We start from the raw sequence: 13,833 nt of genomic DNA, 5'->3' as shown, positions 1-13,833 counted from the left end.
AGGGCGGCCGGTGCGGCAGGCGCCGGGTGTGGACACCCGTCGTGTCCAGCCCGCTCCTGCCCGTCCGTCATGTTCGCGAATCGAATCCGACGCCATGATGACCCAGCCGGTTTGTGCGCCGCGACCACATTTACGGCCGCCGTGACCAACCTGTGAGGTCGGACACCGCCCCGGCGCGGCCCGCGCCGGGCAAAAAAGCGGACTAGTTGGCTCCGAAGAGTTCCAGCAGGTCGGCCTTGGCGAACATGCGCGCCGTGTCCACGGCGGAGGGGGTTCCGGCGGCCGGATCGGCCCCTCCGGCGAGCAGGGCCCGGATGACGGCCTCCTCGCCCTTGAAGACGGCTCCGGCGAGCGGCGTCTGGCCGCGGTCGTTGGCACGGTCGGCCTCGGCGCCGCGGGCCAGCAGGGCCGTGACGGTGTCCGCGTGGCCGTGGTAGGCGGCCAGCATGACGAGGGTGTCGCCGCGGTCGTTGGTGAGGGTCGCCGGGACCCCGGCGTCGAGGTACGCGGCGAGCGTCGCGGTCTCGCCCTGGCGGGCAAGGTCGAAGATCTTGGTGGCCAGTTCGATGACGTCCTCGTCGGGGACGTCCTGGGAACCGGAGCCGCCGTCGGTGTGCTCGCTCATCGTTCGTACCGCCTTTCACTCGCTGCTGGCATGGTCCGCCCCGGTGGGCGGCCCCCGGGCCGGGCGGGCGGGGGGTGCACGGAACTGCGTCCGTACGGGTGAATCGTCAGGGTAGCGCCCGGACCTGCGCACGCAGGGGCACGGCCGAGGCAATGATCACCCTTGCCCCCCTTCGCACCGGACGCGCCAGTCGGAGTGACCCGATCCAGTGAAAAACGCCTGGATTCACCCGTATGCACCTTTTGTCGCATTGATACTTGCTGTGAGCCTGGAAGAACTGATGGTGACTGTCCCCACCCACCAGGAGAACCTCTCATGGTCCTGTCCATCTCAGGCGTCGTCCTGCTCGGCATCATCTGCTTCCTCTTCTTCAAGAAGGACGGGATGAAGCTGACCCACGCGTTCGTCTGCTCGCTGTTCGGCTTCTTCCTCGCCGGCTCCGCCATCGCTCCGAGCATCACCGCGAGCACGGCGAGCCTCGCGAGCCTGCTCGGCGGGATCAAGCTCTAGCCCGCCCCAGGCACGGCCACACCCAGCCGCACCCGAAGCACCCGAACACCCACAACTCCAGGAGACGCCCGTGGCCCGGCGCCCACTTCCCCGCATCCTCACCAGCGGCACCGCGTCGCTGACCCGGGGCCGCGACCTCGCTCGCACGGCCGCCGACAGCGCCACGGACGTCCTCCATCCGCTCCTCACCATCGGACGCGGCCTGCGCATCCTGGCCTCGGCCGGGCGGCGCAAATGGTCCGAAACCCCCAAGGACAAGCGTGGTCCCGCGCTGTTCCTGGGAGCCGCCTGCGTCCTGGTGGTCGCACTCGTCCCCTACGGCCCGCTCCTCGCCCTGATCACCCTCATGGCGGCGGCGGCCTGGCAGGGACGCGACCGCACCCCGGTGAAGACCGGGCCCAGCGATGCCGAGACCGAACGCCTCGGCTCCCTCTACGAAGCGCTCGTGCCGTATTTCTCCACCCCGGAGGACCCGAGTCCGCTCTTCGCCCACGGCGGGGAGTGGGACAAGGCCTTCAGCGGCTACGAGTTCGACGAGGCGGGCCGCGTCATCCGGCTCCACATCCGCTACCCGGCCTACTTCACCGATGGCGAGGCCGCCTCGCGGGCCCGGATCGAGGCACTGCTGCACGCCAAGTCCGGGCGCGGACGGGAGTATCTCTTCGAATGGGACGAGGAGGGCAACCAGCTCGACCTGAGCGTGCTGGCGGCGCTGCCGACGGGCATCGCCGCCCAGCCGTTCGTGACCTCCCCGGGCGAGACCGTCCTCGGTTTCACCGACGCCGGCAGCATCCAGCGCACCCTGCCCGTCCTGGAGGGCGACGAGCCCCGGGACGTGCCCCCGGTCATCTGGCGCACCGGCCCCCGCGCCACCGAGCCGCACCTGCTGGCCGTCGGCCAGCCCGGCAGCGGCACCTCCTCCCTGCTGCGCTCCATCGCCCTGCAGGCCCTGCGGCACGGCGGCGACGTACTGATCGTCGAGGGCGGCGGCAGCGGCGAGTACTCCTGCCTGACCGGCCGCAGCGGCGTCATCGCCGTGGAATGCGGGCCGGTCGGGGCGCTGGCCACCCTGGAGTGGGCCGCGAAGGAGACCGAGCGGCGCCTCATCGCCGCCCACCGGGCCCGCGAGGCGGGCCGGCCCGCGCCCGAGGACACCCGCCGGCCCCTGTGGATCCTGCTGGACCGGCCCAGCGTGCTGGCGCACCTCGCGGCCGCCGAGGGCGGGCCCGATCCGCTCGCGCAGCTCCAGGTGCCGCTGCGGCACGGGCGGGCCGCGCACGTCACCGTGGCGGTGACCGAGCAGTTCGACCAGCTGGAGCTGCTGCACGACGCCGTCTGGCAGCACACCCGCGCCCGGGTCGTCCTCGGGCCCGCCGCGATCCAGCAGGTCGCGGACGTGCTGGGGCTGCCGCCGCACACCACTCCGCCGGGGCTGGTCCCGCCCGGCCGGGGATACGCCCGGCTCGGTTCGGGTCCCGTGCACCGGCTCCAGGTGCCGGCCACGCCGGATCCGTACGACGACGGGGGGCATCCGGGGCAGCGGCAGGCGGTGCTGGCGCTGCTGCCGGATCGGCTCGCGCCTGGCGGGAGCGGGGGCGGGGGGCGGGGGGCGGGGCCTGTTGCGCCGGCCAAGCCGACGCAGCCGCCTGCGCAGTCGGCCGGGCAGCCGGCCGGGCAGCCGCCTGCGCAGGGGGCGGCGGTCGATTCGGCGGAGGTTGGGGCCGAGACGCCCTAGGGCGGGCCGGTACGGGGCGGGGCCGGGGGCGGGCGGGGGTGCCGTCCGGGACTGCATGATTTATGGCGCCCTGACGGGGCTTCGTGCCGGGATCCTGAGAGGGCGCCAACAAATCACGTTTTACGTCCCGGACGGCACCCCCGCCCGCCCCCGGCCCCTGGGGTGACCTCGAATGGGTGGGGCGGGGGTGGGTGGGTGGGTGGGGGCGCGTGGGTGGGGGTGGGTGGGGGCTTCGCTGCTGGGTTACGCCACGAAGGTGCGCGGGGGGTCTGCGGCGCTGCCTGCTGCGCCTGTGTCCACCAGGGTGGCGGCTGCGGCCAGGCGGGCGGCGGCTTCTTCGGCTACCGGGCCGCCCACCGTGAACGGCAGACGGACATAGCCTTCGAAGGCTCCGTCCACGCCGAAGCGGGGGCCCGAGGGGACGCGTACGCCGACCCGTTCGCCGACCTCCGCGAGGCGGGAGCCGGAGAGTCCGCCCGCGCGGGCCCACAGGGTGAGCCCGCCCTGCGGGACCTGGAAATCCCAGTCCGGCAGCTGCCGCCGTACGGCCGCGACCAGCGCGTCCCGGTTCTCCCGGGCCTGCTCCCGGCGGATTCCGACGGCCTCCTGCCAGCCTCCCGTCCGCATGAGCCAGTTCACCGCGAGCTGCTCCAGGACCGGCGTGCCCAGGTCGGCGTAGGCGCGGGCGGCGACCAGGCTGCGGATCACGTCGGGGGCCGCGCGGACCCAGCCGATCCGCATGCCCGCCCAGAAGGCCTTGCTGGCGGATCCCACGGTGATCACGGTGCTGCCGGCCGGGTCGAAGGAGCAGACCGGGCGGGGCATCTCCAGCTCCGGGTCGAGCCGGAGTTCCAGCATGGTCTCGTCGACGACAAGGACGGTGCCCGCGGAGCGGGCGGCCTCGACCATGGCCCGGCGCTGCTCCTCGGAAGCCAGGGCTCCGGTCGGATTGTGGAAGTCGGCGACGACGTAGGCGAGGCGGGGGGCGGAATCGCGCAGCACCTGCCGCCAGACGTCCATGTCCCAGCCGGACAGGCCGTCGGCCATCGCGACGGGGACCAGGCGGACGCCTGCGGCGCGCATCAGCTGGAGGATGTTGGCGTAGGAGGGGGACTCGACGGCGATCCGCTCGCCGCGGCCCGCGAACAGGCTGCAGATGGCGTCGATCGCGCCCATCGCGCCGGTGGTGACCATGATCTGCTCGGGCATGGTGGGGATGCCCGCCTCGGTGTAGCGGTCGGCGAGCATCCGGCGCAGGGCGGGCAGGCCCGCCGGGTAGTCGCCGTGGGTGTGGGCGTACGGGGGCAGCTCCTCCAGAGCGCCCTGGACGGCCTTGGTGAGCCAGGGCTCGGGGGCCGGCAGGGCGGCGCAGCCGAGGTCGATCATGGAGCCGAGGGACTCCGGCGGCAGCGGTTCCAGGCCGCGGGCGGGCAGCGGGTTCCCGGCCGGTACGGAGGTCCAGCTGCCGGCGCCGCGGCGGGACTCGAGGAACCCCTCGCCGCGCAGGGCCTCGTAGGCGGCGGCGACGGTGGTGCGGCTGAGGGAGAGGGCGGCGGCCAGCTCGCGCTCGGCGGGGAGCCGGGCGGCCACCGGGACCCGTCCTTCGAGGACGAGCAGGCGGATCCCGTCGGCGAGGGTGCGGTAGGCGGGTAGCTTGCGGGCTCCCGGCACGGCGGGGCGCTCCTGCTGGGAGCCGATCAGACGGGCGAGCTGCGCGGCACCGACCGCCGAGGTCCATTCGGCCATTGCGTCCGGTCCACCTTCGTCGAATTGGCCTCGACGGGGCGCGCCGGAGGCCTGGATTGGATTGCAGTCTGCGGGAACAGACTGTCACGACCCGGTCCACCTGCACCAGGGGGCCAGCTCCGCCCGGTCGTTCTCGTCCCCCGTTCACCTCGCTGACCACCAGCACCCCTCGGCTCGGGGGATACTGCGGCCGTGACGCACGTACGCCTTCGCCATCCGTATCTGGACCACCCGGCTCCGATCCCCTTCGCGCACCGGGGAGGGGCCGCGGACGGGCTGGAGAACACCGCCGCCGCCTTCCGCCGGGCCGCCGACGCGGGCTACCGGTACTTCGAGACCGATGTGCACGCCACGCTCGACGGCAAGCTCGTCGCCTTCCACGACTCCACCCTGGACCGGGTCACCGACGGCCGGGGCCGGATCTCCGAGCTGCCGTGGAAGCGGATTCGCGAGGCGCGGGTGGGCGGCACCGAGCCGCTGGCGCTCTTCGAAGACCTGCTCGAGGAGTTCCCGGACGCCCGCTGGAACATCGACATCAAGGCCGAGTCCGCGCTGCACCCGCTGGTGAACCTGATCGCCCGGGCGGGCATCTGGGACCGGGTCTGCGTGGGCTCCTTCTCCGAGAACCGGGTGGCGCGGGCGCAGAAGATCGCCGGCCCGCGGCTGGCGACCTCGTACGGCGTGCGCGGGGTGGTCGGCCTGCGGCTGCGCTCGTACGCGATCCCCGCGGCGCTGCGCGTGGGGGCGGTGGCGGCCCAGGTTCCGGAGACCCAGGCGGGCATCCGCGTGGTCGACCGGCGCTTCGTGCGGACCGCGCACGAGCGGGGGCTTCAGGTCCACGTGTGGACCGTGAACGAACCGGAACGAATGGAGACTCTCCTCGACCTGGGAGTCGATGGCATCATGACCGACCGGATCGACATCTTGCGCGCGGTGCTGGACCGGCGCGGGGCCTGGGCCTGACAAGGCCGCAGCTGCCCGCGCGCAGTCCGGGGGGCCGTGCGGTACGGGGACCAGCGAGGGGGCACCGATGAGTGCGCAGACTTCGGACGAAGCGGAACCGGGGGCCAAGGACGGCAGACCGGACGCCGTGGCGGCGGCCGCGCGCAAGCGCGAGCAGCGGGGCTGGTACTTCTACGACTTCGCGGTCTCGGTGTACTCGGCGAGCGTGCTCACGGTGTTCCTCGGGCCGTACCTGACCTCGGTGGCCAAGGCCGCCGCGGACGCCGAGGGCTTCGTGCACCCGCTGGGCATCCCGGTGCGGGCCGGGTCCTTCTTCGCCTACTCGGTCTCGGCCTCGGTGATCCTGGCCGTGCTGCTGATGCCCCTGGCGGGTGCCGTCGCGGACCGGTCCGGCCGGAAGAAGCCGCTGCTGGCGGTGGCCGCGTACACGGGCGCGGCGGCCACGGCGGGCATGTACTTCCTGGGCGGCGAGCGCTACTTGCTGGGCGGGCTGCTGCTGGTCGTGGCGAACGCCTCGCTGTCGGTGTCGATGGTGCTCTACAACGCCTACCTGCCGCAGATCTCCACCCCGGACGAGCGGGACACGGTGTCCTCGCGGGGCTGGGCCTTCGGCTACACGGCGGGCTCGCTGATGCTCGTGGTGAATCTGGTCCTCTACATGGGCCACGACACCTTCGGCCTGTCCGAGAGCGAGGCGGTACGGATCTGCCTGGCATCGGCGGGCCTGTGGTGGGGGGCCTTCGCGCTGATCCCGCTGCGCAGGCTGCGGGACCGGGCCGTGGTGCGCGAGGCGGGTGCGGGCCCGGCCCTCAGTGGCTGGAAGCAGCTGGTGGCCACGTTGAAGGACATGCGGCGCTATCCGCTGACCCTGTCGTTCCTGCTGGCGTACCTGATCTACAACGACGGCGTACAGACCGTGATCTCCCAGGCCTCGATCTACGGTTCGGAGGAGCTGGAGCTGGAGCAGTCCACGCTGATCGGGGCGGTGCTGCTGGTGCAGGTCCTGGCGGTGGCGGGCGCGCTCGGCATGGGCCGGCTGGCCCGGATCTACGGCGCGAAGCGGACGATCCTCGGCTCACTTGCCGCGTGGGCGGTGACGCTGGCGGCCGGATACTTCCTGCCGGCCCGGACCCCGGTGTGGTTCTTCGCGCTCGCCGCGATGATCGGGCTGGTGCTGGGCGGCAGCCAGGCGCTGTCGCGCTCGCTGTTCTCGCACCTGGTGCCCGCGGGCAAGGAGGCCGAGTACTTCTCGGCGTACGAGATGAGCGACCGGGGCCTGAGCTGGGTGGGGCCCCTTGTGTTCGGCCTCACATACCAGGTCACGGGCAGCTACCGGGACGCGATCATCTCGCTGGTGGTCTTCTTCGCACTGGGATTCGTGCTGCTGGCCAGAGTGCCGGTGCGGCGCGCGGTGGAGGCGGCAGGCAATCCTGTACCGGAGCGGCTCTGAGAGCGGAGCCGCGGGTGCGCACGGTCCGGATTCACGAACGAATTCCGAACGGATTTAGACGTTGAAGCCAAGGGCCGGTAGTGTACGCCTTTGGCCTGCCAGGCGGACCGTTACTGCGCGCTTAAGAAGTGTAGACGTTGGGTGACATCTGCTGCCAGATGTGACAAAACGGGCATTGGTGGGTACAACAAGGGGCGGCACGACGGGCGACGCATGACCCGGAGCGGGAATCTATACCGCCGACCGGACGTTGACCGGATGACGACGACAGCGACACCTGTCCTGTGGGCGACAAGCCCGGGAGGCACGATTCATGAGTGAGCGAGCTCTCCGCGGTACGCGCCTCGTGGTTACCAGCTACGAGACGGACCGCGGCATCGATCTGGCCCCGCGCCAGGCGGTGGAGTACGCATGCCAGAACGGACATCGATTTGAGATGCCGTTCTCGGTTGAGGCAGAAATTCCGCCGGAGTGGGAGTGCAAGGCGTGCGGCGCCATGGCACTCCTGGTGGACGGGGACGGGCCCGAAGAGAAGAAGGGCAAGCCTGCGCGAACGCACTGGGACATGCTCATGGAGCGGCGCACCCGCGAGGAGCTGGAGGAAGTGCTGGCCGAACGGCTGGCGGTCCTCCGTTCCGGCGCCATGAACATTGCCGTGCATCCGCGGGACAGCCGCAAGTCCGCCTGACAGCCGGACGAAAGCAAGAGCCGAGGGGCCCCGCCACACAGTGTGTGGCGGGGCCCCTCGGCTCTTGTGCGTCGCGGCTCTTGCGCGTCTGGGCTCTTGCGCGTCTGGGCTCGTGCGCTGCTCGGCCGTCGCCGTCGCCCGGCGGGCGGGCGGCTCCCCGGCCTACGGGGCGAGCGGCGGGCGGTAGCCCGTGTCCGGCCCCGGGTGCTGCTCGGGCCGGTCCTCGCGGATGACCTCGCCCTGGACGACCTTGCCGTCCGGGTAGTGGATGCGGGCCTGCTGGAAGGCGTCGCCGAAGGTGCCGGCGGGCGCCGAGGCCATCTTCCGCTCCAGCGAACGGGCCGCCCGGCGGCCGATCAGCGCGCGGACGGGAGGCAGCAGGAGGAACAGGCCCGCCACGTCGGACAGCAGGCCCGGCATGATCAGGAGCAGGCCCGCCAGCATGGTCAGGCCGTTGCCTTGGCCCGGCTGCTGCGGAGTGGGAGCCACGCCCTGCTGCGCCTGCTGGAAGGTGTCGGTCAGGTTCTTGAAGGCACGGCGCCCCGCGCGCTTGATGACCACCACACCCAGGACCATCCCGCCCGCGAGCAGCGCGGCCACGGTCAGCCCGCCGGCCGCGCCCGCGACCAGGCCGAGCAGCCAGATCTCCAGGATCAGCCAGGCGGCGAACGCCAGGGGAAGGAACGTACGGGCAGGTGAGCGCCGCGGCCGGGGGGCCGTAGAAGTGGGAACGCCGGTCGTCATACCAACCAGTGTGCCTGGGCCCGCGTAAAAGCAGCCTCAGCCGCAGGTACCGGACGTCCCTTAGGGGGCGAGGTCCGCCCGGCCGCTCAGGCCTTGCCCGTGTCCCCGGCCGGGCCGCTGCCGGTGTCCTTGGGCTTGGCCGGCGTGGATCTCCCGGGCAGCAGCTTGGCCGCCTGGGTCTTCAGTCCCCACTGGGTGACCCGCCACAGGGCCTCCACCACGATGTCCTTGCTCATCTTGCTGTCGCCGAACTCGCGCTCGACGAAGGTGATGGGCACCTCCACGACGCGGAAACCCTTCTGCACGGCCCGGCGGGCCAGGTCGACCTGGAAGCAGTAGCCCGCCGAGGCCACCTCGTCCAGCCCCAGGCCCTCCAGGGTCTCGCGGCGGAAGGCGCGGTAGCCGCCGGTCACATCGCGGATCGGGACGTCCAGCATCAGCCGGGAGTACGTCGAACCGCCGCGCGAGAGGATCTCGCGGCTCTTGGGCCAGTTGACGACGCGGCCGCCGGGCACCCAGCGCGATCCCAGCACCAGGTCCGCACCGGCCAGCGCGGTGAGCAGGCGCGGCAGCTCCTCCGGCTGGTGGGAGCCGTCGGCGTCCATCTCGACGATCACCCCGTAGCCCGCGTCCAGACCCCAGACGAAGCCCGCCAGGTAGGCGGCGCCGAGGCCCTCCTTGCCCTTGCGGTGCAGGACGTGCACGTGGTCGTCGCCGGCCGCCAGCTCGTCGGCGAGCTTGCCGGTGCCGTCCGGGCTGTTGTCGTCGGCGACCAGGATGTGGGCCTCGGGCACCGCCGCGCGGACGCGGCCGACGATCAGCCCGATGTTCTCCGCCTCGTTGTAGGTCGGAATGATCACCAAGGCCGTACCGAGCGGTCCGTAGGTCCGCTGTCCGCCGTCGCTCACTGAGTCCCCTTTTGTGCTCGTGCACGTCCTGTAGGTCTGGTCGCAGTCAATGACTTTAGAACAGTGATCGGGGCCCGCGGTCCTTCGGGCCGGTCGGACTCCCGCTGGCTGCGGGCCGCCGTGACCGTTGTCTACTGGACCGCCGGGCCCCGAACTGGGGCCACCCTCCCCCAACTCCCGCTGGGGGTGCCCCCACCGGCGAAACCTTCCCTCGCCCCCGAGGCGCGGGCGCGCTGAGCAGACGGATCCGTCCGGCACGGACGTCCTGTGGTGGACCCGGCCGAACCTATCCGGGTCCGGGCGCCCGCACCGAACCGAGGCCCGCCGGATCACCCCTGTGGGCGTACGAATACCTCCCGCCCGCCGACCACCGTCGCCAGGCACACCGGCAGCTCGGCGCCGGGGGTCAGATCGGGCAGTCCGGGGGTGCCGGAACGGGGGTCCGTGGACCAGCGGGCGACCCGGTCGTCGGGGGCCTGGACGACCAGTTCCTCGGTCTGCCAGACGGCATAGTCGGCCGGGGCGCCGGGGACCAGGACCCCCGCGTCGTCGCGGCCCAGCGCCCGCCAGCCGCCCCGGGTGTGGGCGGTGAACGCGGCCCGTACGGAGATGCGGTGCTCGGGCGTCCGGTGGAAGGCGGCCGCCCGGACCGTGCCCCACGGGTCGAGCGGGGTGACCGGCGCGTCCGAGCCGAAGGCCAGCGGAACACCGGCCTTGAGCAGGGCCGCGTACGGATTCAGAGTGCGGGCGCGCTCGGCCCCCAGCCGGTCCGCGTACATGCCGTCCTCGCCGCCCCAGGCCGCGTCGAAGGCGGGCTGCACGGACGCGGTCAGGCCCAGCTCCGCGAAGGCCGCGATCGTCTCGGGGGTCATCATCTCGGCGTGCTCGACGCGGTGCCGGGCGGCGCGGACCCGGGCCAGGCCGACCTTCCCCGCGGCCGCGCGGACCCCCTCCACCACGGCGCCGACCGCCGCGTCGCCGATCGCGTGGAACCCGGCCTGGAGGCCCGCCTCGGTACACGCGGCGACGTGCTCCGCGACCGCGCGCGCGTCCAGGTACCCGGTGCCCGTGTGCGGTGCGTCGGCGTACGGGGCGTGCAGGCAGGCGGTGTGCGAGCCGAGGGCGCCGTCGACGAACAGGTCCCCGGCGGCGCCCACCGCACCGAGCGCGCGGGCCTGGTCGAGGTCCGTGTCGGCCCAGTACCCGAAGACGCGCGGCCCGGGCCGCTCCGCCGCCAGCGCCAGCAAGGCCGTGAAGTCCTCGGCGGAGGAGATGCCCGGCCCGCCGCACTCGTGCACCGAGCCGATGCCGAGCGAGGCCGCCCGGTCCAGGGCCACCCGCTGCGCCTCGGCGCGCTGGGCGGGGGTGACGGCCGCCAGCGCGGCGGCGCGCACGGCGTGGTGGGCGTCGCGGGTCAGCGGCTCGTCGCCGTCGGCGGTCACGCCGGGGACGAGGTCCAGCAGGGCGGTGGTGACCACCGCCGAGTGCACGTCGATGCGGCTGAGGTAGAGCGGGCGGCCCGCGGCGGCCTCGTCGAGCTCGGCACGGCGCGGCGCGCGCCGCTCGGGCCAGCGCGCGGCGTCCCAGCCGTGCCCGAGCAGCACCCGGTCGGCGGGACGGCTCGCGGCGTACGCGCGTACGAGGTCCAGCGCGGCGGAGAGGGAGGGCGCGGCCGAGAGGTCCAGCCCGGTGAGCGCGAGGCCGGCGGAGGTGGTGTGCACGTGGGCGTCGGTGAAGGCGGGCGTCACGAGCGCCCCGCCGAGGTCGACGACCTCGTCGACGCCCTGTGCGAAGGCGTCGGCCGCGCCCTCGGAGCCGACCCAGGCGATGTGACCGCGCTCGACCACCATCGCCGTGGCGAAGGGGTCCGCGGGGCTGTGTACCTCGCCGCCGCGGAGGAGGACGGTCCTGGTCGGTGCTCCGGCGGCGTCGGCGGAGTGGGCGGTGCGGTCAGTCATGCCGACCAGTCTCGCGCGTCACCCGGCCCCGACCGACCGCCGGGTCCCCCTACACCCGGGGCGGGCGTGCCTCGTACGGGGTGGAGAGGACCACCGTCGTGCGTGTCGAGACGTGCGCGAGGGCGCGCAGGCGGCCCAGGAGGTCTTCCAGCTCCAGGGGGGTCGCGACGCGGACCTTGAGGATGTAGTTCTCGTCCCCCGCGACGCTGTGGCAGGCCTCGATCTCGGGAACCCCGGCCAGCCGGTCGGCGATGTCGTCCGGGGCGCTCGGGTCGAACGGCTTGACCGAGATGAAGGCCGTCAGCGGCAGCCCGACGGCCTCGGGGTCCACCACGGCCGCGTAGCCGCGGATCACACCGCGCTGTTCCAGCCGGCGTACTCGCTGATGGACCGCCGACGTGGACAGTCCGGTGGCCTTCCCCAGATCCGTGTAGCTCATCCGCCCGTCCCGCACGAGCAGATCCACGATCTGGCGGTCCAGCTCCTCCATTGCGCTCATAGCCGCTCAACCTAAGGCCCAACGCCTCCCCAGGCACAGTGCTGTCCGCCCACTGGAGGCATCTGCGCCGGGCATGTGACCAAGGCCACAAGAGTATGCGGGCGTACGGCGGGCTGTTGTGGTTACTCGTGCCGCGCGACGGGAAGTGCTTGCTGTGGCCGAGGCCGAAGAACCAGCCCGCCCGGCCCACCCAAGGGGGAGTACATCCATGCTGAACACCAAGCGCGCCGGTCGCACCGAACCGGAGCCCCTGGCACCTCTCGACCCGGGAGAGGAATCCGCGTACACCGACGACGGCGAATACCTCGACGACTACGAGGCCTTCGACATCCACCACGCGGTGTGCCCCGACTGCGGCCAGTCGATCGCCCTCGTCGCCGACGAGGAGCACCTGCCGCAGCACGCCCTCTGCCTGACCCCGTGGAACCCCTTCGGGCTCACGGTGTGCGCGGGCACCGGGCGGCCCGTGAGCGACGCCCTGCCCACCGTCGGCATGATCCAGCCGGCGGCGCCGCAGGAGCTGGAGCCCGTGGTCATGCTGAGCCTGCCGCAGGGGCTCGACTGGCGGACGCAGCCCTTCTCGCACGTCGGCGGTCCGGGCTCGCGTCCGGTGCGCATGCTGAGCCCGCTGCTCCCGCAGACGCGCGGTCAGCACGCGCAGGCTGCCTGACCCGGCCGGACGGCCTGACCCGGCGTTCCGCCGGGTCGCCCGCCGGGTCTGCCGGCGGGGCCTGCCCGCCGGCCTCTACCAATACGTCCCCTGCACCATGGCGGCCAGACTGGCGTGGTGCAGGATCAGGCTGTCCGGATCCGCGGGGATCTCGACCTCGCCGAAGTGCGCCTGCCGGTAGGCGATGCGCAGCATCACGATCCCGTGCCGCAGCGCCGCGTAGAGCGTGTGGAACTCCATGTCGCGCGGGGTGTGCCCGGTGAGTTCGGCGTAGCGGCGCTCCAGGTCGTCCCGGCGCAGGAAGTCCGGCAGGCCGGGCTGGCCGAAGCCGACGGTGAGGTCCTGGAAGAACCGGTGCAGGTAGACGGTCCAGCCGAGGTCCACCTCGCGCGGGGCGTACGCCGCCATCTCCCAGTCCAGGACGGCCACGGGCGCGAAGCCGTCGTAGATGACGTTGCCGATGCGGGCGTCGCCCCAGTTCAGGACCGCCGGGCCCTCGTCCCGCGGCCACAGCTCCTCCAGGCGGGCGAACGCCCGCTCGATGAGGGGGGACGGGGCGAGTCCGCCCACCACCCAGGAGTAGTAGGCGCGTTGGGCGTCCACGTGCCGGCGCAGCGGGCTGCCCGTGCCCGCGGGGAGCAGGAACTCGGCCTCCTTGCCGGGGAACTGGTCGTGCAGCCGGGCCAGCAGCGAGATGCTCGCCTCCTGGAGCTCCGCGCGCTCGGCGTCGGTGGCGGCGTGCAGCCAGTTGCCCTCGTAGGTATAGGGCATGACGTCGGGCGGGACCCGCCCTTCGGCTCGGGCCATCACGAAGAACGGCGCCCCGAGCGGCCCCGGGTCCGCCTCCAGCCACTGCACGCGCGGGACGGGCAGGTCCGTGTGCTCGGCGACCAGGCTCATCACGCGGTGCTGGCGCGGCATGTCGTAGGTGGGGAAGACGGTGTAGGCGGCGGGATCGGCGGCGAGTCTCAGCGCGCAGGAGCGCAGCGGGGTGTCGGGGTGGTCTATGTCGAAGAGCAGGGTCTCGCTGGACATGCCGTTGGACCCGGGAACGGAGACGTTGGTGACCTTCGCACCGGGGAGCCTGGTGTCCAGCCAGGCGGCGAGCCGCCGGCCGAGCTCCTCGGGTTCCCGGGTGGAGGTGCGCGGACGTGGTGCGGTGGCCATGGGTGAGCCCCTTTCCTGCGGGTCCGAGGGGATTGCTGGTCGGGACGGGATGGGTCGGGAGGGGAGGGGAGGGGAGGGGAGGGGAGGGGCGGGTGTGGGCGTGGAGGCGGGGCGCTGCGGGGGGCTGCGCGGCTGCGCGGCGGCCGGCCGGCCTCCCGGCCTGCCTGCCA

General features: G+C 72.9%; 13 protein-coding genes. 6 read left to right on the top strand and 7 right to left on the bottom strand.

The window, feature by feature from the left end; translation table 11 throughout:
- Window positions 1-202: 202 nt before the first annotated feature.
- Window positions 203-625 carry an ankyrin repeat domain-containing protein gene (locus ACFWP3_RS30280; RefSeq protein WP_384227305.1) on the bottom strand — a complete coding sequence of 141 codons (423 nt, stop codon included), beginning with the start codon at window positions 623-625 and terminating at the stop codon, window positions 203-205.
- Between the two features lie 315 nt (window positions 626-940).
- Here ACFWP3_RS30280 and ACFWP3_RS30275 point away from each other — a divergent pair, with 315 nt between their 5' ends.
- Together ACFWP3_RS30275 and ACFWP3_RS30270 are read left to right on the top strand one after the other, a co-directional pair.
- A complete protein-coding gene (locus ACFWP3_RS30275) occupies window positions 941-1,135 on the top strand; it encodes a hypothetical protein (protein WP_030031218.1) in 195 nt (64 codons plus the stop codon).
- Window positions 1,136-1,205: 70 nt separating this feature from the next.
- Window positions 1,206-2,870 (top strand): hypothetical protein, encoded by a 1,665-nt coding sequence (locus tag ACFWP3_RS30270; protein WP_384227302.1) that lies wholly within the window; start codon window positions 1,206-1,208, stop codon window positions 2,868-2,870.
- 243 nt (window positions 2,871-3,113) lie between these two features.
- Here the strand turns inward: ACFWP3_RS30270 and ACFWP3_RS30265 are convergent, their stop codons facing one another.
- Window positions 3,114-4,616, bottom strand: coding sequence for a PLP-dependent aminotransferase family protein (locus ACFWP3_RS30265; RefSeq protein WP_384227299.1), 1,503 nt, complete (start codon window positions 4,614-4,616; stop codon window positions 3,114-3,116).
- 192 nt (window positions 4,617-4,808) lie between these two features.
- Here ACFWP3_RS30265 and ACFWP3_RS30260 point away from each other — a divergent pair, with 192 nt between their 5' ends.
- The 3 genes from ACFWP3_RS30260 (at window position 4,809) to ACFWP3_RS30250 (ending at window position 7,717) form a co-directional block, all read left to right on the top strand.
- Window positions 4,809-5,579: a glycerophosphodiester phosphodiesterase gene (locus tag ACFWP3_RS30260; RefSeq protein WP_384227296.1), complete on the top strand. Its 771-nt coding sequence runs from the start codon at window positions 4,809-4,811 to the stop codon at window positions 5,577-5,579.
- Between the two features lie 67 nt (window positions 5,580-5,646).
- Window positions 5,647-7,029 (top strand): MFS transporter, encoded by a 1,383-nt coding sequence (locus ACFWP3_RS30255; RefSeq protein WP_384227293.1) that lies wholly within the window; start codon window positions 5,647-5,649, stop codon window positions 7,027-7,029.
- A gap of 313 nt (window positions 7,030-7,342) precedes the next feature.
- Entirely contained in the window at window positions 7,343-7,717 is a 375-nt protein-coding gene (locus ACFWP3_RS30250; RefSeq protein ID WP_007262928.1) for an RNA polymerase-binding protein RbpA, read from the top strand.
- Window positions 7,718-7,879: 162 nt separating this feature from the next.
- Here ACFWP3_RS30250 and fxsA read toward each other — a convergent pair whose 3' ends face one another.
- The 4 genes from fxsA to ACFWP3_RS30230 all read right to left on the bottom strand — a co-directional run bounded on the left by fxsA (window position 7,880) and on the right by ACFWP3_RS30230 (window position 11,817).
- Window positions 7,880-8,461 carry an FxsA family membrane protein gene (fxsA, locus tag ACFWP3_RS30245; RefSeq protein ID WP_384227291.1) on the bottom strand — a complete coding sequence of 194 codons (582 nt, stop codon included), beginning with the start codon at window positions 8,459-8,461 and terminating at the stop codon, window positions 7,880-7,882.
- Between the two features lie 86 nt (window positions 8,462-8,547).
- On the bottom strand, window positions 8,548-9,369 hold the full coding sequence (locus tag ACFWP3_RS30240; RefSeq protein ID WP_384227289.1) for a polyprenol monophosphomannose synthase: 822 nt from the start codon (window positions 9,367-9,369) through the stop codon (window positions 8,548-8,550).
- 329 nt (window positions 9,370-9,698) lie between these two features.
- Window positions 9,699-11,327 (bottom strand): amidohydrolase, encoded by a 1,629-nt coding sequence (locus ACFWP3_RS30235; protein ID WP_384227287.1) that lies wholly within the window; start codon window positions 11,325-11,327, stop codon window positions 9,699-9,701.
- Between the two features lie 49 nt (window positions 11,328-11,376).
- On the bottom strand, window positions 11,377-11,817 hold the full coding sequence (locus ACFWP3_RS30230) for an Lrp/AsnC family transcriptional regulator (protein ID WP_030011705.1): 441 nt from the start codon (window positions 11,815-11,817) through the stop codon (window positions 11,377-11,379).
- A 217-nt stretch (window positions 11,818-12,034) separates the two neighbouring features.
- Here ACFWP3_RS30230 and ACFWP3_RS30225 point away from each other — a divergent pair, with 217 nt between their 5' ends.
- Window positions 12,035-12,496: a hypothetical protein gene (locus ACFWP3_RS30225; RefSeq protein WP_384227285.1), complete on the top strand. Its 462-nt coding sequence runs from the start codon at window positions 12,035-12,037 to the stop codon at window positions 12,494-12,496.
- Between the two features lie 75 nt (window positions 12,497-12,571).
- Here ACFWP3_RS30225 and ACFWP3_RS30220 read toward each other — a convergent pair whose 3' ends face one another.
- Window positions 12,572-13,663 (bottom strand): phosphotransferase family protein, encoded by a 1,092-nt coding sequence (locus tag ACFWP3_RS30220; protein WP_384227284.1) that lies wholly within the window; start codon window positions 13,661-13,663, stop codon window positions 12,572-12,574.
- Between the last annotated feature and the right edge of the window lie 170 nt (window positions 13,664-13,833).

Origin of the sequence: Streptomyces sp. NPDC058525 (assembly GCF_042719495.1) — a bacterium.
Lineage (GTDB): Bacteria > Actinomycetota > Actinomycetes > Streptomycetales > Streptomycetaceae > Streptomyces.
The sequence above is the reverse complement of the archived record's forward strand: the minus strand, read 5'-3'. Positions and strand labels throughout refer to the sequence as shown.